At 64.3% G+C, this 23017-nt stretch carries 16 protein-coding genes; 6 read left to right on the top strand and 10 right to left on the bottom strand.

Translation table 11 applies throughout. The annotated features are described in order from the left end of the window. The gene (locus ACODR8_RS14060) at positions 1 to 498 is read right to left on the bottom strand and encodes a flavin reductase family protein (RefSeq protein WP_489007818.1); all 498 of its coding nucleotides are present in this window, start codon (positions 496 to 498) and stop codon (positions 1 to 3) included. A 136-nt stretch (positions 499 to 634) separates the two neighbouring features. Next, positions 635 to 2896 carry an NADP-dependent malic enzyme gene (locus ACODR8_RS14055; protein ID WP_489007817.1) on the bottom strand — a complete coding sequence of 754 codons (2262 nt, stop codon included), beginning with the start codon at positions 2894 to 2896 and terminating at the stop codon, positions 635 to 637. A gap of 122 nt (positions 2897 to 3018) precedes the next feature. Here ACODR8_RS14055 and mutS point away from each other — a divergent pair, with 122 nt between their 5' ends. Further along, positions 3019 to 5670: a DNA mismatch repair protein MutS gene (mutS, locus tag ACODR8_RS14050; protein WP_489007816.1), complete on the top strand. Its 2652-nt coding sequence runs from the start codon at positions 3019 to 3021 to the stop codon at positions 5668 to 5670. Positions 5671 to 5679: 9 nt separating this feature from the next. Next, entirely contained in the window at positions 5680 to 8442 is a 2763-nt protein-coding gene (locus tag ACODR8_RS14045) for a [protein-PII] uridylyltransferase (RefSeq protein WP_489007815.1), read from the top strand. Between the two features lie 184 nt (positions 8443 to 8626). On the opposite strand, the gene ACODR8_RS14040 is transcribed toward ACODR8_RS14045, so the two are convergent. The 4 genes from ACODR8_RS14040 to ACODR8_RS14025 are packed head-to-tail and all read right to left on the bottom strand — an operon-like array spanning position 8627 to position 12215. Further along, the gene (locus tag ACODR8_RS14040) at positions 8627 to 9238 is read right to left on the bottom strand and encodes an ABC-type transport auxiliary lipoprotein family protein (protein ID WP_489007814.1); all 612 of its coding nucleotides are present in this window, start codon (positions 9236 to 9238) and stop codon (positions 8627 to 8629) included. Between the two features lie 17 nt (positions 9239 to 9255). Then, positions 9256 to 10218, bottom strand: a complete 963-nt coding sequence (locus ACODR8_RS14035; RefSeq protein WP_489007813.1) for an MlaD family protein — start codon at positions 10216 to 10218, stop codon at positions 9256 to 9258. 3 nt (positions 10219 to 10221) lie between these two features. Continuing rightward, positions 10222 to 11106: an ABC transporter ATP-binding protein gene (locus ACODR8_RS14030; RefSeq protein WP_217674031.1), complete on the bottom strand. Its 885-nt coding sequence runs from the start codon at positions 11104 to 11106 to the stop codon at positions 10222 to 10224. After that, complete coding sequence (locus ACODR8_RS14025) at positions 11106 to 12215, bottom strand: MlaE family ABC transporter permease (RefSeq protein ID WP_119743544.1); 1110 nt, start codon at positions 12213 to 12215, stop codon at positions 11106 to 11108. Before ACODR8_RS14025 ends, ACODR8_RS14030 begins: the two co-directional genes overlap by 1 nt. 98 nt (positions 12216 to 12313) lie before the next feature. On the opposite strand from ACODR8_RS14025, the gene ACODR8_RS14020 reads away from it, so the two are divergent. Beyond that, positions 12314 to 12988, top strand: a complete 675-nt coding sequence (locus tag ACODR8_RS14020) for an HAD family hydrolase (RefSeq protein WP_489007812.1) — start codon at positions 12314 to 12316, stop codon at positions 12986 to 12988. Here ACODR8_RS14020 and ACODR8_RS14015 read toward each other — a convergent pair. The 3 genes from ACODR8_RS14015 to ACODR8_RS14005 all read right to left on the bottom strand — a co-directional run bounded on the left by ACODR8_RS14015 (position 12985) and on the right by ACODR8_RS14005 (position 17154). Continuing rightward, entirely contained in the window at positions 12985 to 14832 is a 1848-nt protein-coding gene (locus ACODR8_RS14015) for an AsmA family protein (RefSeq protein ID WP_489007850.1), read from the bottom strand. The two genes, ACODR8_RS14020 and ACODR8_RS14015, sit on opposite strands and share 4 nt — an antisense overlap. Positions 14833 to 14903: 71 nt before the next feature. Next, positions 14904 to 15833 carry a 2-hydroxyacid dehydrogenase gene (locus ACODR8_RS14010; RefSeq protein ID WP_489007811.1) on the bottom strand — a complete coding sequence of 310 codons (930 nt, stop codon included), beginning with the start codon at positions 15831 to 15833 and terminating at the stop codon, positions 14904 to 14906. 1 nt (position 15834) lies between these two features. Beyond that, a complete protein-coding gene (locus ACODR8_RS14005) occupies positions 15835 to 17154 on the bottom strand; it encodes a cystathionine gamma-synthase family protein (protein ID WP_489007810.1) in 1320 nt (439 codons plus the stop codon). A 188-nt stretch (positions 17155 to 17342) separates the two neighbouring features. Between ACODR8_RS14005 and ACODR8_RS14000 the strand changes: the two genes are divergently transcribed. The 3 genes from ACODR8_RS14000 (at position 17343) to ACODR8_RS13990 (ending at position 22222) form a co-directional block, all read left to right on the top strand. Next, a complete protein-coding gene (locus ACODR8_RS14000) occupies positions 17343 to 19751 on the top strand; it encodes a ligase-associated DNA damage response DEXH box helicase (protein WP_489007809.1) in 2409 nt (802 codons plus the stop codon). Between the two features lie 145 nt (positions 19752 to 19896). Beyond that, entirely contained in the window at positions 19897 to 21564 is a 1668-nt protein-coding gene (locus ACODR8_RS13995) for a catalase (RefSeq protein WP_489007808.1), read from the top strand. A gap of 103 nt (positions 21565 to 21667) precedes the next feature. After that, on the top strand, positions 21668 to 22222 hold the full coding sequence (locus tag ACODR8_RS13990; RefSeq protein ID WP_489007807.1) for an ankyrin repeat domain-containing protein: 555 nt from the start codon (positions 21668 to 21670) through the stop codon (positions 22220 to 22222). Between the two features lie 276 nt (positions 22223 to 22498). On the opposite strand, the gene ACODR8_RS13985 is transcribed toward ACODR8_RS13990, so the two are convergent. Next, complete coding sequence (locus ACODR8_RS13985) at positions 22499 to 23017, bottom strand: COG3650 family protein (protein ID WP_489007806.1); 519 nt, start codon at positions 23015 to 23017, stop codon at positions 22499 to 22501.

The raw sequence follows: 23017 nt of genomic DNA, 5'->3' as shown, positions 1-23017 counted from the left end.
TCACGCGATCAGCGAAAATTCGCCATAATTGCCCTGGAAGAACAATAAGGGACTTTCCGGCCGGTCGACCTCCAGCGCCACGACCTTGCCCAATACGATATAATGGTCGCCTGCTTCATGCACGGCGTCCAGCGTGCAGTCGATCCAGGCGACGACATCGTCCAGGATCGGCGATCCGTTCGCTGATGCACGATGCGAGACTCCGGCAAACTTATCCTCCCCACGCCCGGACAGCTGACGGCACAGCGCCTGCTGGTCTCTGGCCAGTACATTGACGCAGAATTTGCCAACAGCCGCCAGGCGCGGCCAGCTGCTCGACGTCTTGGCGGGGAAGAAAGCAACCAGCGGCGGATCGAGCGAGACCGAGGTGAAAGACCCCACCACCATGCCGACTGGCGCACCATCTGCTTGAATGGCCGTAACGACACACACACCGGTGGGATAATGGCCCAGCACGCGACGGAAGGTTGCGCTGTCGAAACTGGTGGCCACGCTCATACCCATGCTCCCGCACTATATTGTCCACCCACGGCAGCGGACAAGATAGTTCGTCCCTGTCGCGCAGGCATAGGGCATGGCAAGTGAAAAACACTATATGATCGATGCGCGGCACTTATGGGCCGCGCTGCGACCATCAAAGGGCAATCCCGCCCGCCGCCAGCACCGCTAGTGTCAGCAGTTCCGACGCATTGGATGCCATCGTGGCGATCTGTACCGATTTTTCCATGCCGACCAGAACCGGGCCGATCATCGACGTGCCGCCCAGTTCGCGCAACAGCTTGGCCGAGATATTGGCCGATTGCAGCCCCGGCATCACCAGCACATTGGCCGGACCGGACAGGCGGCTGAAGGGATAGTTTTTCATGACCGCCGGGTTCAGCGCCACGTCTGCGGTCATTTCGCCTTCATATTCGAAATCGACATTGCGTTCGTCGAGCAGCTTCACCGCGCCGCGCACATTTTCCAGGAAAGCACCCGGCGGGTTGCCAAAATTGGAGTAAGACAGGAAGGCGACGCGCGGGTCATGGCCCATGCGCCGGGCAACCGCGACGGTGCCTTGCGCTATGTCAGCCATTTCGCTGGCAGTCGGGCGTTCATTGACCGTGGTATCGGCCAGGAACACCGTTTTGTCCTTGGCCACCATGACATGGATGCCAAAGGGGGTGCGCCCTACTGCGGGGTCCATCACCCGCTTCACTTCGCGCAATGTCTGCGCATAGGGGCGGGTCATGCCGGTGATCATCGCGTCGGCCACGCCCATCTTGACCAGCAGCGTACCGAAAATATTGCGATCGCGGTTCACCATCCGTTCGCAATCGCGGCGCAGATAGCCGCGCCGCTGGAGCCGGGCGTAAAGCAGGTCGACCATGTCGGGGACCAGCGGCGAATTGACGCTGTTGTGCAGTTCGAAACTTTCGGGATCGCGCACGCCCAGCGCCTTGAGCTTGTCGACCACATCCCCCCGCCCGACCAGCACGGGAATGCCATAGCCCAGGTCACGGAACTGGATGGCCGCGCGCAGCACTACTTCCTCTTCCGCTTCGGCAAAGACGACGCGCTTGGGATTGGCCTTGGCCATTTCATAGGCGGACGTCAGCACCGATGTGGTCGGGTTGAGCCGGGCCTTTAAGGACTGGCGATAGGCGGCCATGTCGGCGATCGGCTTTTGCGCGACGCCGCTGTCCATCGCCGCCTGCGCAACGGCGGACGGCACCACTTCCATCAGGCGCGGGTCGAACGGGGCGGGGATAATATAGTCGGGGCCGAAGCTGTGCGACCGGCCATAGGCCTTGGCCACTTCCTCCGGCACCTGTTCGCGTGCCAGTTCGGCGATGGCATGGGCGGCGGCGACCTTCATCGCTTCGTTGATCGTCGTCGCCCGCACATCCAGCGCGCCGCGGAAGATGAAGGGGAAGCCGATGACATTGTTGACCTGATTGGGATAGTCCGACCGGCCCGTCGCCACGATCGCTTCGGGGCGCACGGCCTTGGCATCCGGGGGCGTGATTTCCGGGTCGGGATTGGCCATGGCAAAGATGATCGGCTTTTCGCCCATATCCTTGACCATGTCCGGCGTCACCGCGCCCTTGACCGAAAGCCCCAAGAACACGTCCGCGCCCTTCATAGCATCTTTCAGCGTGCGGGCGTCGGTCCTGACCGCATGGGCCGACTTCCACTGGTTCATGCCCTCGGTGCGGCCCTGATAGATCACGCCCTTGCTGTCGCACATGATGACATTGTCACCCGCCACGCCCAGCGCCTTGATCAGTTCGGTGCAGGCGATCGACGCTGCGCCTGCGCCATTGACCACAACTTTCAGGTCTTTCAGCTCGCGCCCGGTCAGCATCGCGGCATTGATGACGCCCGCCGCCGCGATGATCGCGGTGCCATGCTGGTCGTCGTGAAATACCGGGATGTTCATCCGCTCTTTCAGCGTCTGTTCGATGATGAAGCATTCCGGCGCCTTGATATCCTCAAGGTTGATGCCGCCAAAGGTCGGCTCCATCAGCTCCACCGCATCGATGAAGCGATCGACATCCTCGGTCTTGAGTTCGATGTCGATGCTGTCGACGTCGGCAAAGCGCTTGAACAGCACCGCCTTGCCCTCCATCACCGGCTTGGACGCCAGCGCACCCAGATTGCCAAGGCCCAGGATCGCCGTGCCGTTGGTGATGACGGCGACCAGATTGCCCTTGGCGGTATAATCATAGGCTGTGGCAGGATCGGCCGCGATCGCCAGCACCGGCACCGCGACGCCCGGCGAATAGGCCAGGCTCAGGTCGCGCTGGGTCGCCATCGGTTTGGACGCGATGATCTCGATCTTGCCGGGGCGCCCGGTCGAATGGAAAAACAGCGCCTCGCGCTCGGAAAATTCCACATTCGACTTGTCGGTCATCTCTCACCCGCCTTTGTTGCCTGTTGCGCTGGCCCTAGCGGTAACGGCGCCTTGTGGGCAAGTGCGAGAAGGCCGCTTTTCACGCTCTTTCCTGTGCGTCAGCTTGCCGCTATCGCATCATCATGCCCATCGCCCCTCACGACATAGCGACCCAGCCCGCCCCCACGCCGATGATGGCGCAATATCTGGCGCTCAAGGCTCAGGCGAGTGATTGCCTGCTTTTCTACCGAATGGGCGATTTTTTCGAGCTGTTCTTCGACGATGCCAGGGCGGCGGCCGCGACGCTCGACATTGCGCTCACCAGCCGGGGCGAACATGGCGGCGCGCCGATCCCGATGTGCGGCGTGCCCGTACATAGTGCGGAGGGTTATCTCGCGCGCCTGATCAAGGCAGGCCACCGCGTCGCCATTGCCGAACAGACCGAAACGCCCGCGCAGGCCAAGGCGCGCGGGGGCAAGACGCTCGTGGCGCGTGATATCGTGCGCTATGTGACGGCAGGCACGCTGACCGAGGAGACGTTGCTCGATTCCCGGCGTGACAATATGCTGGTTGCTCTCGCGCAGGTAGGCGGAGAGGGCGAGATCGGCCTCGCCGCCGCCGATATCTCCACCGGGCGGTTCGAGACGATGACCTGCCGTGCCATCGACCTGCCCGCCGAACTCGCCCGCCTGCGCCCCAGCGAGACGGTGGTGGCCGAAGGATCGACGCTCGACATCGCCGACGCCCATATGTTTGATCGCGCCGCTTTTTCCAGCAGTCGCGCCGAAACAGCGCTCAAACGGCTGTTCGGGGTCGCGACGCTCGACGGCTTCGGCCAGTTCGGGCGCGCCGAGCTGGCCGCGATGGGCGGGCTGATCGCCTATCTCGACCATGCGGGGAAGGGGACTTTGCCCTTCCTCGCGCCACCCCTGCGCCAGACCAGCGGCGGTCATGTCGCAATCGACGCGGCAACGCGCGAGAGTCTGGAAATTGTCGCGACGATGAGCGGCGCGCGCGCGGGCAGCCTGCTCGGCGCGGTCGATCGCACCGTGACGGGGGCAGGGGCGCGGCTGCTGGCGCAGGATTTGTCCGCGCCGCTGATGGATATGGCGCTGATCGAGGCGCGGCTGGGGCTGGTGCAACTGTTCCACGACGATGCGGGGCTGCGCGACCAGTTGCGTGGCGCGTTGCGCGCCCTGCCCGACATTGGCCGGGCGCTGGGCCGGGTCGCGGTGGGCCGGGGCAGTCCGCGTGACCTTGGCCAGTTGCGCGATGGCCTTGGCGAAGCCCGGCTGCTGCGCGAGCGGCTGGGGCGCTTGCCCGATCAGCCGCTGCTCCTCGCCCGCCTGCTGCCGGCGCTTGATGGCCATGGTGCGCTGGTCGATAGCCTCGCGCGGGCGCTGGTGCCTGCTCCACCAACCGAAACGGCGAGCGGCGGCTATATTGCCGACGGCTATGATCCGGCGCTGGACGAGTTGCGCCGCATGGCGGGCGATGGCCGCCGCGCGATCGCCGCGCTGGAGGCGAAATATCGCGCGCAGACCGGCATTTCGACGCTCAAGATCCGCCATAATGGCGTGCTGGGCTATCATGTCGAAGTCCCGGCCCGCGCCGCCGACTCGCTGATGCAGCCCGACAGCGGCTTCACCCATCGTCAGACGCTGGCAGGCGTTGTGCGCTTCAATTCGGTCGATCTGCATGAGGAAGCCGGGCGCGTCGCGCAGGCGGGTGGTCACGCGCTGGTGGCCGAAGCGGCCCATCTGGAAGATCTGATCGCCGCCGTGCTGGACCGGAAGGCTGACATCGCCCGCGCCGCGCAGGCATTGGCCCGGCTCGACGTTGCCGCCGCGCTGGCCGAACGGGCGGCGGAGGGCGGCTGGCAGCGGCCGCATTTCGTCGCCGCCGACGGGGCGGGGCCGTGCCTCGACATCACCGGCGGGCGGCACCCGGTGGTGGAGGATGCGCTGCGGCGCGAAGGGCAGGCCTTCGTCGCCAATGATTGCCGTCTGGTGCAGGATGATCGGCTCTGGCTGGTCACTGGCCCGAACATGGGCGGCAAATCCACCTTCCTGCGGCAAAATGCGCTGATCGTCATCCTGGCGCAGGCGGGCGCCTATGTCCCCGCGCAGGCGGCGACGCTCAGCCTGGTCGATCGGCTGTTCAGCCGGGTCGGCGCGTCGGACAACCTGGCGCGGGGCCGCTCCACCTTCATGGTGGAGATGGTCGAAACCGCCGCCATCCTGGCGCAGGCGACCGCCGACAGTTTCGTCATCCTCGATGAAGTTGGGCGCGGCACCTCCACTTATGATGGGCTGGCGCTGGCATGGGCGGTGGTGGAGGCGGTGCATGAGGTTAATCGCTGCCGCTGCCTGTTCGCCACCCATTATCATGAACTCACCCGGCTGGCGGAAAGCCTCTCCTCGCTCTCGCTCCACCATGTTCGCGCCCGCGAATGGAAGGGCGATCTGGTGCTGCTGCACGAACTGAGCGACGGTCCGGCGGATCGTAGCTATGGCCTGGCCGTCGCGCGGCTGGCGGGCCTGCCTGCCGCTGTCCTGAAGCGCGCCAAGGATGTGCTGGCGCGGCTGGAGGCGGGCAAAGCCAAGACCGGCGGCATTGCGGCGGGGCTGGACGATCTGCCGCTGTTCGCCGCCGTCGCGGTCCAGTCCGAACCCGTGATCGACCCGCTGCGCGCCGCGCTGGACAGCATCGACGCCGACGCGCTGTCGCCGCGTGAGGCGCTCGATCAACTATATCGGCTGAAACAACTGGCCGCGACCAGCGACCATGACTAGATAGCCTCCATGGTCATGCAATTTCCCGCGCTGGGATCGCGCCGTGCGATCATTGATCGGCGCGCGATTTCCGACAACATCACCGCTCAGGCGCAGTTGCACCGTAACGATCCGATGCTGCTGCGCGGCCTGATCGTCAAGGAATTGAAGGCGGCGCTGGATGAGGGGCGGGCCGAGGTCGCCCGGCGGCTGGAGGCGAAGCCTACGCGCGGGCGGGAGGCGGTGACCGCTTTTGCCTTCCTGATCGACCAGATTTTGCGCCTGCTTTACGATGCGACGACGCACCATCTCTACCCGTCGGGCAACCGCAGCACCGGTGAGCGGATCGCCTTGATCGCGGTCGGCGGCTATGGCCGGGGCGAAATGGCGCCGCATAGCGACGTCGATATCGGCTTCATTACGCCCTGGAAACCAACCGGCTGGACCGAGCAGGTCATTGAATCCATGCTCTATTCCCTCTGGGATCTGGGCCTGAAAGTCGGCCATTCCAGCCGCTCCATCGACGAGACGATGCGGATGGCCAAGGCGGACCTGACCGTCCGTACTGCCCTGCTGGAGGCGCGCTATGTCTGGGGCGACCGGGCGTTGTACGAGGAAACCTCGACACGCTTCGACGCCGAAGTGATGCAGGGTACGGCCCGCGCCTTCGTCACCGACAAGCTGGCCGAGCGCGAGGAACGGCACAAAAGGATGGGCGACAGCCGCTATGTCGTCGAACCCAATGTGAAAGAGGGCAAGGGCGGCTTGCGCGATCTGCATACCCTGTTCTGGATCGGCAAATATGTGAACCGGGTGCGGTCTGTCGCCGAACTGGTCGATGTCGGCCTGCTGACCCAGCTGGAATTGCGGCAGTTCCAGAAGGCGGAAGATTTCCTGTGGGCGGTGCGTTGTCACTTGCACACCATCACCGGCCGGGCGGAGGATCGGCTGACCTTCGACCTCCAGCTGGAAACCGCGACGCGGATGCGCTTTACCGGGCGGCATGGCCGGTCGGGGGTGGAGCGCTTCATGCGCTATTATTTCCTCAACGCCAAAATCGTCGGTGACCTGACCGCCATGTTCCTGGCCCATCTGGACGACCAGATGGCGGCCAAGGGGCGGCGCTATATTCCCGCCATGTTCCGTCGGCCCAAAAAGCTGGACGGCTTCGTCCTCGAACGTGGCCGGCTCTCGCTGCCCAGCGACGACTTCTTTCAGGTCGATCCGGTCCGGCTCATAGAGATTTTCGCCGTGGCCGACCGCCATGGCCTGGCCATCCACCCCAGCGCGATTCGCGCCGCCAGCCGCGACGCCGGGCTGATTACGGCCAAGGTGCGCAAGGACCCGCGCGCCAACGCCGCCTTCATGGATGTGCTGACCAGCCCGCGTGACCCGGAAACCGTGCTGCGCTGGATGAACGAATCGACCGTTTTTGGCCGTTTCGTCCCCGATTTTCGCCGGGTCGTGGCGCAGATGCAGTTCGACATGTATCACCACTATACGGTGGACGAACATACCATCCGCGCCGTCGGCCTGCTCGCCCGGATCGAAAAGGGCGAACTGCCCGAAGATCATCCGCTGGCGTCTGAACTGATGGGCAAGCTGCTGTCGCGCCGCGTTCTCTATGTCGCGGTGCTGCTGCATGACATTGCCAAGGGGCGGGGCGGCGATCACAGCATATTGGGCGCGGAAGTCGCCGAACATCTCTGCCCGCGCCTGGGCCTCACCCCGGCGGAGACGGAAACGGTCGCCTGGCTGGTGCGCTATCATCTGCTGATGTCGGCCACCGCCTTCAAGCGCGATCTGGCCGATTACAAGACGATCCTCGATTTCGTCGATGTCGTGCAAAGCCCCGAACGGCTGCGGCTGCTGCTCTGCCTGACGGTCGTGGACATTCGCGCGGTCGGGCCGGGTGTGTGGAACAGCTGGAAGCGGCAGTTGCTGGGCGATCTTTATGATTCAGCCGAAGAATTGCTGCGGCTGGGCCACAAGCAGAAGGGCCGCAGCGAACGGGTCGCGGCCAAGCAGGAAGCGACGCGGCTGGCGCTTGGGCTGCCGGACGCAGAGTTTGAGCGGCTGCGCAGGCGGCTGCCCGAATCCTACTGGATCGCGGAGCCAGAGGATATATTGATCCACAACGCGCACCATATATTGGCCTCTGCCGATGCGCCCTTGTCGATCGCGGCCCATTATTATCCGCAACGCGGCGCGACGCTCGTGACGGTCTATGCCACCGACCATCCGGGGCTGTTCTACCGCATTGCAGGCGCGATCCATCTGGCGGGCGGCAACATCATCGACGCGCGCATCCATACGACGCGCGATGGCGTGGCGATCGACAATTTCCTGGTGCAGGATCCGTTTGGCGGTGCATTTCATGATCCCGATCAGCTGACCCGAATCCGCAACGCGATCGAGGATTCGCTGTCCAACCGCCACCGCATGATCACCAAATTGTCGGCGCGCCCGCTCACCCGGACCCGCGCCGAAGCCTTCCGCATCGTCCCCAATGTGCTGATCGACAATAAGGCATCGAACCGCTTTACCGTGGTGGAGATCAACGCCGCCGACCGTCCGGCCCTGCTGTTCAGCCTGGCCAATGCGCTGTTCCAGTCGAAGGTCACGGTCCACAGCGCCCATGTCGCCACCTACGGCGAACGAGCCGTCGATACGTTCTACGTCACTGACCTGCTGGGCGGAAAGATAGAGAGCAAGGCGCGGCTGCAAACGCTCGAACGCCGCCTGCTCGAAGCGGCCGGCGGCGAGGTGGATGAGGCGCTGGAGCGGGCTTAGGGTGCGACGATCTTACCTGATCCGTTCGTCCTGAGTAACCATTGAGCAAAGTCGGATTCGCAGACGACCGTAGGTCAAATGGTGTATCGAAGGACAAGCGCCACATGCTTCGATACGGGCCTTCGACTTCGCTCAGTCCCTACTCAGCACGAACGGAGATTATATAGCCTATAGTCGTCAAACTCTAACCCGGCTGCTTCGCCAGCCAGGCTGCGACATCCGCCGCAACCTTGTTCGCCGCTGCGTTGAGCGGCACGCCGATCGTCCCGGCCTCAATTTTCGCACCCACCGGCACGCTGGCGGTGAAGCGCTGCCGCGCGATCACGGTGCCGCTGCCCTTGGTCAATATGGCGTCATAGGTGACGACCGCGCTATTGCCCGGCGCATCGATGCCAAAAGCAACCAGTTCGCCCATCAGCCGCTGGCCATTGTCGCCAGCATATTGGCCTGGGGCCAGGACGATACGGTTGCTGGTCGCGGAAATCGTTTCGGCCAGCAGCGTCTGGAACAGGTGGCGCGGCGTGTCGGCCCATTGCACCTTGGTCACATAGGCGACCGATGTGGGCGACAGCTGCACCGGCACTCGCACCGTATCCAGCATCTTGGGTGCATCGGGATCGGCCACGGTCAGGCTTGGCCCCTGCGCACCGGTCAGCAAGCGCCCCGGCGCGACCGTCTGCGTGGCGCTCAGCGCCAGCAACTGTTCCGGCGGCTTGGCCCCGAACGATACGCAGCCTGCCAGCAGGAAGGCGGCGGTGAGCGCAACCGTGGCGCTGCGCGTGTGGCGGTTGAACATGCGCCTTGTCCCTCTCATCATGGCTTGTAATCCGGCAATTTGGGCGATCCGACCAGCGAACCGGCCCCTTGCTGGTCCAGTTTCTCGGCAACGCCCCGGAAGGCACGCGACATTTCGCGCAGGTCGCGGACCAGCTGGTTGACCTCCGGCATGGTCTGGTTGCTGAACGCGCGCACGCCCGGCTGGGCCTCGGCAATCGTCTTGTCGAGCGTGTCGATGCTGCGCGTGGCCGACTGCACGCTCTTGCGCAGGTCGGCCATCAGCGGCTTGCCCTCGTCGGTCAGCATCGCATCGGTCGTGGCAGCCAGCTTGCCAATCTGTTCAGCCGCTACCCCGGTGCGCTGCACCGCGATGCGCGCTTCGGCCAGCGTGGCGGAAATTTCCGGGCTGCGATCGGCCAGCGAGCTGGAGATACGTTCGACATTGGCTAGGATGCCAGCGATCGACTGCTGATTCTTGTCGTTCAGCAATTCGGTCAGACGCTCGGTCAGGGTCGACAGCCGTTCCAGCAGTTGCGGCGCATTGTTGAGCAATTCGCCCAGCGCGCCCGGCTTGGTCGGGATCACCGGCACGCCGTCGGGACAAACCGACAGCGGATTATTGGTCGGGCACAGGATCGGCGGCGCGCCCTTGACCGCGCCGTCCAGCACGATTTCGCTGACACCGGTAAAGCCCACGCCCGCGATCGTCGCGGTGGTGCCTTGCAGCACGGGCGTGCCGTCCTTCACCGAAATGCGCACCTTCACAAAGCCCGGATCGCGCTTCCACAGCTCGATCTTCTCGACTTGGCCAGACGGGACGCCGGAATAATTGACGCTCGATCCCTTCGCGAGGCCGTTGACCGACTGTTTGAAGAAGATGTCATATTCCTTGTTCTGCCCATCGGAGATGCGCGAGAACCAGAAGGCCGCCGCAATGATCGCCGCCAGCAAGATCAGCGTGACCGCGCCCACCAGCACATGGTTGGATCGGGTTTCCATATCCTATTGCCTTCCATCGGGCGGGGTCTGTGCCGCCCTATCCTGTTCGCGGTCGTGATGACGGGCCACGGCCGCCGTTGCGGCGCGGCCGCGCGGGCCGTTGAAATATTCCTGTATCCACGGATGATCGGTGGCCAGCAATTCGTCGATCGTGCCGACCGCAATGACCTTCTTGTCGGCCAGCACGGCGACACGGTCGCAGATCGAATAGAGCGTATCAAGATCATGGGTGATCAGAAACACGGTCAGCCCCAACGTCTGCTGCAACTGGCGGGTCTGTTCGTCAAACGCCGCCGCGCCGATCGGGTCCAGCCCGGCGGTCGGTTCGTCCAGAAACAGCAGGTCCGGGTCCAGCGCCAGCGCACGGGCGAGACCCGCGCGCTTTTTCATGCCGCCCGACAGTTCGGACGGATATTTGGGACCAGCTTCAGCCGGCAGCCCGGTCATGCGGATCTTGTAGGCGGCGATCTCGTCGCGCAGCTCCGCACCGATATTGGGATAATATTCGCGGATCGGTACTTCGACATTTTCAGCGACCGTCAGCGTCGAAAACAGCGCGCCGCCCTGAAACAGCACGCCCCAGCGCTTGCGTATCGCCAGCGCCTCATCGTCCAGCCGCCCGACCATCGATTCGCCAAAGACGTGGATTTCGCCCTCGTCGGGGGTCTGGAGGCCGATGATCGCGCGCATCAGCACCGACTTGCCGGTGCCGGACCCGCCGACCACGCCCAAAATCTCGCCCTTGCGCACGTCCAGGTCCAGCCCGTCATGCACGATCTGATCGCCGAAACTGTTGCGGATGCCGCGCACCGAAATCGCGATGTCGCTTTGCGCCATCGTCTGTTCGATCCGGGCGTCCTCGGCGGCCATGGCATCCTGCTCGGCCATCAGTTCCACCCCAGCCAGGTGAAGAATACGGCGAATATGGCATCCAGGACGATGACCAGGAAGATCGCCTGCACGACCGCAGCGGTGGTGCGCAGCCCGACTTCCTCGGCATTGCCCTTGACCTGCATCCCCTGGAAACAGCCGGAAATGGCGATGATCAGGCCGAATACCGGTGCCTTGATCAGCCCCACCCACAGGTCGGTGATCGGCACGACTTCGCGCAGCCGCTGAACGAAGGTGATCGGCGGGATGTCGAGCGCAATGGCGCAGAGAAAGCCACCGCCAATCACCGCCATGATCGAGGCGTAAAAGCCCAGCAGCGGCATCATGATGACGACCGCCAGCGTGCGCGGCAGCACCAGCGCCTCCATCGGCGACACGCCGATCGTGCGCATCGCATCCACTTCCTCGGTCAGCTTCATCGTGCCAAGCTGCGCGGCAAAGGCGGAGCCGGATCGTCCCGCGACCATGATCGCGGTCATCAGCACACCCAGTTCGCGGAAGGTCAGCCGACCGACCAGATTGATCGTCAGCATCTCCATGCCGAACTGGCGCAACTGCACCGATCCCTGCTGCGCAATGACGATGCCGATCAGGAAACTCATCAGGCCGATTATGCCCAGCGCGGACACGCCGACCACCTCGAACCGCTGGACCACGGCATTGACGCGGAAGCGGCTGGGGTGGCGGATGACGCTCCAGGTGGCGACCAGCGTGCCGCCGAAAAAGCCCAGCAACCCCAGCATTGTCGATCCCGCGGTGCTGACCGCCTCGCCAATCTGGCTGACGACGCGGGTGACAGCAGGGACATGATCGGGACGGATCGCCACTGGCTCGTCCAGTGCGCCGACCGCTTCGATCAGACGCATCGTATCGTCGCGCCCCCCCGTGATCGGGCTGTTCAGCCGCTTGGCGGTGCGATGCACGGTCCATGCGCCGATCGTGTCGATATGCTCGACGCCCGAAAGGTCGATGGCGCTGACCGGTCCCTGCACCGCATCCAGCCGACCGGGCAGGTCATGCAGACAGGCGACCGCCAGCGACCCGGAAAGCCGGATCACTGTGCCGTCGTCACGCATTTCTTCAGCAAGATCGGCGGCTTTGTTCATGCGATGGGATTACTGGTCCAATATCGGTTGCACGGCAAGCCGAAACGGCCCAACTGCAAGCCAGAACGAAGCATAGAGGCAAAAGTTTCGGACACGGCATGACGCACCGGCTGGCAATTTACGACATGGACCGGACGGTGACGTTCAGCGGCACCTATACCGGCTTTCTCATCCACATGGCGCGCGCCATGGCCCCGTGGCGGCTGGCGTTGCTGCCTTGCGTCGGGCTGCTGATGCTGGCCTATGTGGCCAGACTGATCACCCGCCAGCGCCTGAAAGAGCTGAATCAGGCGCTGATGATCGGCTTCAATGTCGAGCGCGCGCGGCTGATGCCCCATGTCGAAACCTATGCTGACAAGGTCGTGGCGACCAATTTGCGCCAGGGCGCGGTGGCGCAGATCGCGCAGGACCGGGCCGATGGCTATCGCCTCGTCCTCGCCACCGCCTCCTACCGCCTCTATGTCGAGCCGATCGCCCAGCGACTGGGCTTCGACGCCGTAATTGCGACCGATCACCTGTCCCAGGATCTGCGCTATGTCCGCGCCAAGATTGCGGGCGAAAATTGCTACGACACCGGCAAGCTGCGGATGATCAAGGCGTGGATGGCGGCCGAGGCGATCGACCGTGGCCAGGCCCATATCCGCGCATATTCCGACCATGTGTCGGACGCGCCGATGCTGGAATTTGCCGACATCCCCTTCGCCTCCAACCCGCACAAGAAGCTGGCCAAGCTGGCGGCGGCGCGCGGCTGGACGCGGGTGGATTGGGATTAACGCATAGCCGTTTTGGTCAGCCCCTCACAATCCGCGTCGCTGGCGCGCGGCACCTTGTCGCCCGCAATCGCCTTGCCGATCATCCTGAGGATGCCCTTGGTCGATCGCACCTCGGCAGGCACGCGAATGTCCGGCTGCTTGATCGTCCCGCCAATCGGCACGGTGCCGCTCAGGCGCAGCAGGCTGCCATGTTTGGGCGTTCCACTCATCGTCAGCGCCATCGCCTCGTCCGTCAGGCGGATCGTGCCGGTTACGCGGGTCTGGGCACGGGACGTGTCGATCAGCACCGGATTGGCCCGCGCCACGCCACTGGCCACGTCGAACCGCGCCACCACGCAGCGCAGCACCGCCATCTTGTCCTTGTCCACCGTCAGCCCCTTGCCGATATCCTGCCCCATCAGCGCCGCCGTGCGTGCCGGGATCGCCCCGTCGCGCGCCACCAGTGCGATCGTGCCGGATGATCGCCCGACCGCCTGCCGGATCGTGCGCCCCGGCCCGCTCAATGCAATCCGCCCGACCAGCCCGCCATCGATCCGCGTTTCGGGAAAGAAATCGAGCAGGCGCGCGGATCGCAGGTTGAGCGCCAGATCGAGCCGGGGTCCGCCCTGCCGCTGATCGACCGCCAGCCGCCCGCTCAATATGCCGCGGGTCAGGTCCATCCGCAGCGGTTCGACCACCAGCCGGCTGCGCTCCAGCGTCAATATGCCACTCAGCGACCGGAACGGGCTGGAGCCGGGCCACAGCAGCTTGTCTGCCCGCAATGCCAGCCGCCCGTCGGTGCGCGCCATGCGCGACAGGTCGATGGCGGTGTCGGGGACCAGCCGGTCGCCCGACTGCGCCCGTTTGGCCGCCGCCTTGCGCTTGCCCTCATTGGACGACAGGTCGTCGAAATCGAACCGGCCCGCATGAATCGCGCCGTCGATGCGGGTGCGGCCGTCACGTTTGCGGATGGTGGCGTGGCCCGCAATATCGGACCGCCCGATCATCCCTTTCAGGCGCTCGACGGTCCAGTCGGGCCGGTCGCGCACCACCTGCGCGGTCAGGCGCACGGGCTGCGTGCCGGGCAGGCCCGCCTCGATGATCGCATCCAAAACGCGCAGATCGATCGCGTGGCCGGTCACCTTGCCCCGCAAATGGCCGATGTCGAGCGGCCCGTCCATCGTACCATCGAACGTCATGCCGACCGCGTCACCCGCAATCTCTGCCTTGAACGGCCAGCGCGCACCCGCCTGATGCCCCAGGATCGGCGCGCCGCTGGCGGTCACCGTCACGGGATAGCCGCGCACATCGCCGGAGCCGGACAGGCGCAATCCCCTGCCATCCACGATCAGCGCCGCGTCGACCGACCGGCCACGCTTGTCGTCGCGATAGGCGATGCGGCTGTCGCTGACGGTCAGGCTGCGCAGGGCAGGGCGCTTGCCCTTGCTGTCGTCGGCGCGGCTGCGTTCCCCGCTCCAGCTTTCGCGGCCATCGGCGGCGCGATAGAAGGACAGGCGCGCGCGGCGCAACTCCAGCGTTTCCAGCACCGGTCCGCCGGTCAGCAGCGCCAGTGCGGAAAATCCCACCCGCGCCTCGCCCACCCGCGCCAGATCGGCGCTACCCGGCGCCCAGTCGGGCTGCGGCACGCGCATGTCGGTCAGCCGCACGACGGGGTGAAAGGACAGGGCATCCTCGCGCACCATCGCGCCGATCGTCACCGGTTTGCCGATCCGGTCGGACAGGCGATCCTCGATCCGGCCCTTGAACATGCTCCATGGGAAAGCAGCCAGCAGCAGGACGGCCAGCCCGATCAGCACAAGCAGCCCGGCCCCTATGCGGACAGCCCATCGCGACCCTGCTCTCATACCCACTGCGCACCCCCTCCTGCACCGGCGTCATCGCCGTGCCGCGCTCAACGCACGACTCGACGCAGGGTTCAGAGGCGAACGGGGGAGGGGAGCGGCTGACCGGCAAAATGGGCGGACAGATTGGCGATCAGCATCTGCGCCATCCGCCCGACCGCCTCATGCGTCGCCCCGCCGGTATGCGGAGTCAGCACGACATTGGGGACGTCGGCCCAGCGCGCCGGATCGGTCGGTTCGGGATCGAACACGTCGATCGCTGCGCCGCCCAGCCGCCCGCTTTTCAGCGCGGCGATCAGCGCCTCCTCATCCACCAATTGCCCGCGCGCGACATTGACCAGCAGTCCCTCCGGCCCAAGCGCCTCCATGATCGCCGCCGAAATCATCTTGCGATTGCTGTCATCGGCGCGCGCCGCAACCAGCAAAATGTCGCTCTGACGCGCCAGCGCTTCCAGACTGTCGGTGCGCGGCCAGGGGAGGGCAGGCTTGTCGCGCGGTCCCCACCAACTGACCTGCATCCGCATCGCCTGCGCCCGCTCCGCCGCTGCAATGCCGATCGACCCCATACCGACGATCCCCAGCCGCGCCCCGCCCATCGACCGGGTGCGCGTCTTGGCCTCGATCGTCCACTTGCCAGCGCGCAAATGCCGGTCGCCGCCGACGATCCAGCGGCGATGGGCGATCATCAGGCCGATCGCATGGTCGGCCACATCCTGCGCATTCGCGTCGCCCGCATGGGTCACCGCAATACCGCGCGCCCTGGCCAGCGCCAGGTCCACCCCGTCATACCCTACGGTGAAGCAGGCGATCAGCGACAGGTTCGGCATCGCGTCGATCAGCGCCCGTTCCAGCACAAATTCGCCCGCCCATACGACCGCATCGACACCCGCCAGTTGCGCCGCATCGGCTTGCTCCCAAAGGGCGATGACGTCATGGTCGCGCGCCAGTAGCGGCAGCAAGGGGGCCAGCAAAGGCTGGCCTACCAACAGAAGCGGACGGCGCATCTCAGCCAATCGCCCGCAATGCTTGGGCAAAATCGGCGATCAGATCGTCGGCATCCTCACAGCCGATCGAGATGCGCACCATATTGTCGCCAATCCCCAGCGCCGCCTTGCGCGCGACCGGCACCGACAAATGGGTCATCGCAGCAGGATGACTCGCCAGCGTCTCGGTCCCGCCCAGACTGACCGCCAGCTTGGCGATCTTGAGGGCATCCAGAAAAGCGAACGCCTCCGCCTCGCCGCCTTTCAGATAGAGCGAGAAGGTCGATCCCGCCCCGCTGCAATGGCGCGCGTAAATGTCGCGCTGCCGCTCGCTTTCGGGAAAGCCCAGATAGACGATCTTCTCCACCTGGGGCTGGTCCTTCAGCCAGGCGCACACCTTCGCCGCATTCTCGCCCGCCCGGCTCATCCGCAACTCCAGCGTCTCAAGGCTGCGCAATAGCATCCAAGCGCTATGCGGGTCCAATATCGTGCCGATCGTGTTGCGCATCAGCCGGATCGTGGTGATCAGCGCATTGGACCCCAGCACCCCGCCCGCGACCAGATCGCTATGCCCACCGGCATATTTGGTCAGGCTGTAGATCACCAGATCGGCACCATGGGCCAGCGGCTTCAGCCATAATGGTCCCAGAAATGTATTGTCGATCGCGATCGGCGGCACATGGCTTTCGCCCGCAAACAGGAAGTTGCGCCGCGCGACAACCGCTTCGATATCGACCAGCACATTGGTCGGATTGGCGGGGCTTTCGAGATAGATCATCGCGACGCGGCCCAGGCCCTTGGCCTTCTCGATCACCGCGCCAATCTCATCCTCGCTCGCGCCAGCGGGGAAATCGAGCCACTGCACCCCGAATTTGCCCAATATCCGCCCGATCAGCGATTCGGTCGCGGCATAGAGCGGCGCGGAATGGACGATCACGTCGCCCGGCTGCACCATCGCCAGAAGGGTGGTGGCGATCGCCGACATGCCGCTGGAAAACAGCAGCGCGTCCTCGGCCTCTTCCCATACCGACAGCCGATCCTCGGCAATTTCCTGATTGGGACCGTTGAAGCGCGAATAGACCAGACCTTCCGATCCGCCAGGCCTTATGCCCGTCACCCCCTCAAAATGCCGCTTGCCCGCCGCTGCACTTTCGAACGCAAAGGTGGAGGTGAGGAAAATCGGTGGCTTGAGCGATCCTTCCGACAGGGTAGGGTCATAGCCATGCCCCATCATCAGCGTCGCGGGCTTCAGCTTGCGCCCGTCAATCTCCATGATCGGCGGCTTGGGACGGCGGCGGTTGGATTCGACGCCGGTAAGGTCGGCTTCAGTTTCGCCAGACATATGCTTTTCTCCTGCTCGATACGGCGTCTGCTGCGCCGCTCCTGATGGCGCAATGATAACGCAGGGACGGGCCGGAGGGCCAGAGGGTGGCGTAAGAATATTTCGTGCGTTGGTATTTTAGTTACTGCATATACGGCGGTGCGGACGAAGGCGGTGACACCGGACAGGCGCCTCCCTACATCCCGTCCATGGATCTTCTCCCCCCGGTGCTGGAACAATGGTTCGCCGCGCGCGACTGGACCCCGCGCGCGCATCAGCGCGCGATGCTCGCCGCCGCGCGCCGGGGCGATCATGCGCTGCTCGTCGCCCCGACCGGCGCGGGCAAGACGCTGGCGGGCTTCCTCCCCACGCTCACCGACTTGATCGACCGACCGACCGACCGGCTCCACACCCTCTATGTCTCGCCCCTGAAAGCACTGGCGGTTGATGTCCGCCGCAATCTGCTGGCCCCGATCGAGGAAATGGCACTGCCCATCCGCGTCGAAACCCGCACCGGCGACACGCCATCCGATCGCAAGGCCCGTCAGCGTGTTAAGCCGCCCCACATATTGCTCACCACGCCCGAATCGCTCTCGCTGTTGCTCAGCTATCCCGACGCAGCGCTGATGTTCGCCGATCTCCAGACGGTAATCGTCGACGAAGTCCACGCCTTCGCCACCCAGAAACGCGGTGATCTGCTCAGCCTGTCGATGGCGCGGCTCCAGACGATCAACCCCGGCCTCCGCCGCGTCGCTTTGTCCGCCACTGTCGCGGACGTTGACGCCTACCGCGCCTGGCTCGCGCCCGATGGCGATATCGACACGGTCGCCGCCGTGCTGGGGGAGGCTGGCGCAGAACCCAACGTCACCATCCTGATCCCCGAAGGCCGCGTCCCCTGGTCCGGCCATTCGGGCAAATATGCGGCCAATCAGGTCATGGCCGAAATCGCCGCGCACCAGACCACGCTCGTGTTCTGCAACACGCGCGGTCTCGCCGAACTCATCTTTCAGTCATTATGGTCGGCCAATGACGCCAACCTGCCCATCGCCATCCACCATGGCAGCCTGTCGATCGAGGCCCGGCGCAAGGTGGAATCTGCCATGGCCGACGGCAAACTCCGCGCGCTGGTCGCCACCGCATCGCTCGACCTGGGCGTCGACTGGGGCAATGTCGACTGCGTCATCCAGATGGGCGCGCCCAAAGGCTCGTCCCGCCTGCTCCAGCGCATCGGTCGCGCCAACCACCGGCTCGACCAATCGAGCGAGGCGATCCTGATCCCCGGCAATCGCTTCGAATATCTCGAAGCCCGCGCCGCGCTCGACGCGGTGGAAGCGGGCGAACGCGATGCCGATGATTTTCGCGCGGGCAGCCTTGATGTGCTGGCCCAGCATATCATGGGCCTCGCCTGCGCCGGGCCGTTCCGTGAAGAGGACATGCTCGCCGAAATCCAGTCCGCCACCCCCTATAGCGCGCTGACGCCGCAAGCCTTCGCCGCCGTCCTCCATTTCATCGAGGGCGGCGGCTATGCCCTGCGCGCCTATGACCGGTTCAAGCGGCTGACGCAGGACAGCGACGGCACATGGCGCGTCTCCCATCCCCGCTTCATCCAGCAGCATCGCCTGAACGCGGGCATCATCGTCGATCAGCCAGCCCTCGCCGTCCGCTTCGCCAATGGCCGCAAGCTCGGCACGGTGGAGGAGGGGTTCGCCGCCCAACTGACGCCGGGCGACAGCTTCTTCTTCTCCGGCATGGCGCTGGAGGTGGTGAAGATGGACACCAGCGACCTGATCGTCCGCGCTACGTCCAAACAGGCGCGCATCCCCAGTTGGGGCGGCACTCGCATGGCCATGTCCACGCGGCTAGCCGACCGGGTCCGCACCTTCCTCGCCAGTCCCGATCAATGGCACCGCTTCCCGCCCGACGTGCGCGAATGGCTCGACATGCAGAAATTGCGCTCGGTCCTGCCGCAACCGGGCCAGCTGCTCATCGAAACCTTCCCGCATGAAGGGCGGCATTATCTGCTCTGCTACAGTTTTGAAGGCTGGAACGCGCACCAGTCGCTGGGCATGTTGCTCACCCGCCGTATGGACGCCCAAGGGCTGATGCCTTTGGGCTTCGTCGCCAATGATTATGCGCTGGCCATCTATGGCATGAAGCCCGTCACCGATCCGCAAAGCCTATTTTCCGCCGACATACTCGACCATGAATTTATCGACTGGGTCGAACAGTCGAGCCTCTTGAAGCGTGCCTTCCGCGACGTCGCAGTCATATCCGGCCTGATCGAGCGCCAGCATCCCGGCAAGCGCAAGACAGGGCGGCAGGTCACTTTTTCCACCGATCTCATCTATGACGTGCTGCGCAAATATCAGCCCGACCATCTGTTGCTCAAAGCCGCCTGGGCCGACGCGCGCGCGCGCATGACCGATGTGGGGCGGCTCGGCGACCTGATCGATCGTGCCGCAACCACCATGCTGCACGTCACGCTCGACCGGGTCAGTCCGCTTGCCGTCCCCGTCCTTATCCTCATCGGTCGCGAGCATGTCGCGCAAAGCGCGGCGGACGACGCGCTACTGATCGAGGCGGAGGCGCTCGTTGCCCAAGCGATGCGCCCCGATTGAACATGTCTGGAGCAATCATCGAAAACGCCACTATCTGAAAGCAAGATAAGGTGTTTCTCTTGGCGAACTTTCGGGTTCATTCAGCGTTTCCCAGTCCGAGGGGTGTCGATCGCCACGATCGACGAAACAACAGAGGAACCTGATCATGCCGAATTCACCGATTTCGGCCGCGCCCTTGCGCGGCCTGACCCTGGCTGCCGTCAGCCTGTCCGCGCTTATCGGCGCACAGGCGCTCGCCCAGACGGAAACGCAGGTCGCCGGACGCATGGCGACCGTGACCCTGCCTGCTGACGCTGGCAAGACCATGGCCGTCCCCGCCGAAGTCGCACCCGCAGCCGTCCCCAACCTCACCCGCGACAATGGCGCGCCGATCGGCGCCAACCGCAACAGCAAGACGGCGGGCGACCTTGGCCCGGTCCTGCTGGAGGACACGACCCTCATTGAAAAGCTGTCGCGCTTCGACCGTGAGCGCATCCCGGAACGTGTCGTCCACGCCCGCGGCACTGGTGCACATGGCATATTCCGCGCCACCGCCGACATTAGCGACCTGACCCGCGCCTCGCTCTTCACATCGGGCAAGGAAACGCCGGTATTCGTCCGCTTTTCCAGCGTCATCCACCCGTCGGGCAGCCCCGAAGGACTGCGCGATCCGCGCGGCTTCGCGACCAAATTCTACACCGATCAGGGCAATTGGGATCTGGTCGGCAACAACCTGCCAATCTTCTTCATCCGCGACGCCATGCAGTTCCCCGACATGGTGCACAGCCTCAAGCCCTCGCCCGTGACCAACAAGCAGGACCCCAATCGCTTCTTCGATTTCTTCTCCAACACCCCTGAATCGACCAACATGCTGACCCAGCTTTATTCCAATCTGGGTACGCCATCCTCCTACCGCACGATGGACGGCAATGGCGTTCACGCCTTCAAGCTGGTGAATGCGCAGGGCAAGGTGACCTTCGCCAAGTTCCGCTGGATCAGCCGTCAGGGCGTCAAGAATCTGACTGCCAAGGAAGCCGGCGCGGCGCAGTTCAACTTCATGACCGATGATCTCTATCGCGAAGTGGGCAAGGGCAATGCCCCGACCTGGGATCTGATGATCCAGACGATGACGCCGGACCAGTTTGCCGGTCTCGACTATAATCCGTTCGACGATACCAAGGAATGGCTGAACGTCCCCTTCCGCAAGATCGGCGAAATGACGCTGAACAAGATGCCCGCCAATTTCTTTGAATTTACCGAACAGTCGGCCTTTGCCCCTGCCAATATGGTGCCGGGTATCGAAGCCTCGCCCGACCGCATGTTGCAGGGCCGCCTGTTCAGCTATTCCGATACCCAGCGCTATCGCGTCGGCGCGAACGTCATGGCATTGCCGGTCAACAAGCCGCTGGCACCGGTGGTGAACAATTATCAGGACGGGGTGATGGACGGGACGGGTTCGACCTCCAACGTCAATTATTTCCCCGCGATGGTGCAAAAGCAGGCTGCGGCCGAATTTGGTCAGTCCACCTATGAGGTAAACGCCACGGTCGATACCAAGCCGATCGAAAAGACCAATAATTTCGCGCAGGCGGGCATTTTCTACCGTTCGCTCTCGGCCAAGGACAAGGCGGACCTGATTGCCAACCTGGCGGGCGATCTGGGTCAGGTAACGTCCGACCGCACCCGCACGATCATGGTCAGCTATTTCTACCAGGCCGACAAGGACTATGGCACGCGCATCGCCAAGGCGGTCAACGTGCCGATGGGCGAAGTGACCAAGGCCGTGTCGGAATATGAAACCGCCTACCCGCAACAGCGCCTGACCGTTCGTTAAGGTCATAGCCAAACACCGTTCGTCCTGAGCCTGTCGAAGGACTTGCCTTCTTCGACAGGCTCAGGACCACAAGATCACTGCTGCGACAAGGTTGCCACTTCCCATGCTCTCCCTCCTCCTCGCCACCGCGCTGGCGACCACGGCGCCATCGCCCGCCGCCGACACACTCCCATCCCCCGAACGACGGCAGGAACTCCTCTTCGACGCCGCCCGCCTCGGTCGCACCGACATGATCGCCCCGCTGGTCAAGGCTGGCGTGGACATCAACGCCACCGACGCACGTGGCTTCACCCCGTTGATCCTGGCCGCCTATAATGGTCAGGCAGAAACGCTCGATGCGCTGATCGTGGCAGGCGCTGACCCGTGCAAGCCCGATGCATCACAGGGCAACACCGCGCAGATGGGCGTCGCGTTCAAGGGCAATGACGCCATCGCCGCCCGGCTGCTGACCGCCGGTTGTGACGTCAATGCCCGCAACAAGGCGGGCCAGACCGCGCTGATGATGGCCGCCCTGTTCGGCCGCAGCGCGCAGGTGACGATGCTGGTCAAGGCAGGCGCGGACCCGGCACTCGCCGATGCGTCAGGCCGCACCGCCAAAGCCGTGGCGCAGGGGCAGGGCAATGACGCCATGGTCGCGCAACTGGAAGGGCGGAATTAGTTTTACAACTGCCCGGCACGAATTGATCCTCCCCTGCAAGGCAGGGCTATCGCATATGGAACATTCCCATATTTTACTTCGTCATGCTGAACTTGTTTAGCTGCGCTGGCCTGCGGCTCAGCATCCATTTCTCGTCACGAGCGGCGGCTTTTGGGGCATGATGGATCCTGAAATAAATTCAGGATGACGTTGTAAGGATAACGAAAAGTCATATGCGATAGCCCTGCCTTGCAGGGGAGGATCGAGATTCGTCAGGAACCGATCGACTCGCTTCTCTTAAGGCATAGCGCCCTCGTCCCGCTCACCCCCGCAGCCTTTCAGCACGCCATCACCAAATGCCACCGCCACCCGGTCCGACCACAGCGCGTCACTCATCCCGTCGCTGCACGGCCCTTCGCTGATCGTCATGGCAAAGCCGTCGCCGGCATAGCGAATCACGCGTTCCTCGACGGCACGCGCCACCGCGAAGCGCTCCGGTGGATGATCCGGTCGTTCCAGCGTTGCTGTGTTCCGGCGCACCGTCACCGCCCAAAAGGGTTCAGTGCCGATCGCACGATAATCGGGAGCAGGTGGCACCTTGGCCGGGGCCGCTTGTGTTTCACGTGGAACGGAAAAGCGGTCATTTTTCAAAATCTTGGGCTGCATGACCGGCGCAGCGACATGCACCGGCGGTGCGCTGTTCACCACCACCGGCTCGGCCTGATTGACCGACCCTGTATCATTGTCCAGCTCAGTGTCGCAGCCAGCCAGCGTCGCGCCCATCAGCACCACGCCCGCCAGCCGCAAGCCCGTCAC

Source organism: Sphingobium sp. FG58 (assembly GCF_057809055.1).
The sequence above is the reverse complement of the archived record's forward strand: the minus strand, read 5'-3'. Positions and strand labels throughout refer to the sequence as shown.

Bases quoted from the DNA above. Each gene is read 5' to 3' on its own strand.
- ACODR8_RS14060 (WP_489007818.1), bottom strand. From the start codon at position 498: ATGAGCGTGGCCACCAGTTTCGACAGCGCAACCTTCCGTCGCGTGCTG.
- ACODR8_RS14055 (WP_489007817.1), bottom strand. From the start codon at position 2,896: ATGACCGACAAGTCGAATGTGGAATTTTCCGAGCGCGAGGCGCTGTTT.
- mutS (WP_489007816.1), top strand. From the start codon at position 3,019: ATGCCCATCGCCCCTCACGACATAGCGACCCAGCCCGCCCCCACGCCG.
- ACODR8_RS14045 (WP_489007815.1), top strand. From the start codon at position 5,680: ATGGTCATGCAATTTCCCGCGCTGGGATCGCGCCGTGCGATCATTGAT.
- ACODR8_RS14040 (WP_489007814.1), bottom strand. From the start codon at position 9,238: ATGTTCAACCGCCACACGCGCAGCGCCACGGTTGCGCTCACCGCCGCC.
- ACODR8_RS14035 (WP_489007813.1), bottom strand. From the start codon at position 10,218: ATGGAAACCCGATCCAACCATGTGCTGGTGGGCGCGGTCACGCTGATC.
- ACODR8_RS14030 (WP_217674031.1), bottom strand. From the start codon at position 11,106: ATGGCCGAGCAGGATGCCATGGCCGCCGAGGACGCCCGGATCGAACAG.
- ACODR8_RS14025 (WP_119743544.1), bottom strand. From the start codon at position 12,215: ATGAACAAAGCCGCCGATCTTGCTGAAGAAATGCGTGACGACGGCACA.
- ACODR8_RS14020 (WP_489007812.1), top strand. From the start codon at position 12,314: ATGACGCACCGGCTGGCAATTTACGACATGGACCGGACGGTGACGTTC.
- ACODR8_RS14015 (WP_489007850.1), bottom strand. From the start codon at position 14,832: ATGAGAGCAGGGTCGCGATGGGCTGTCCGCATAGGGGCCGGGCTGCTT.
- ACODR8_RS14010 (WP_489007811.1), bottom strand. From the start codon at position 15,833: ATGCGCCGTCCGCTTCTGTTGGTAGGCCAGCCTTTGCTGGCCCCCTTG.
- ACODR8_RS14005 (WP_489007810.1), bottom strand. From the start codon at position 17,154: ATGTCTGGCGAAACTGAAGCCGACCTTACCGGCGTCGAATCCAACCGC.
- ACODR8_RS14000 (WP_489007809.1), top strand. From the start codon at position 17,343: ATGGATCTTCTCCCCCCGGTGCTGGAACAATGGTTCGCCGCGCGCGAC.
- ACODR8_RS13995 (WP_489007808.1), top strand. From the start codon at position 19,897: ATGCCGAATTCACCGATTTCGGCCGCGCCCTTGCGCGGCCTGACCCTG.
- ACODR8_RS13990 (WP_489007807.1), top strand. From the start codon at position 21,668: ATGCTCTCCCTCCTCCTCGCCACCGCGCTGGCGACCACGGCGCCATCG.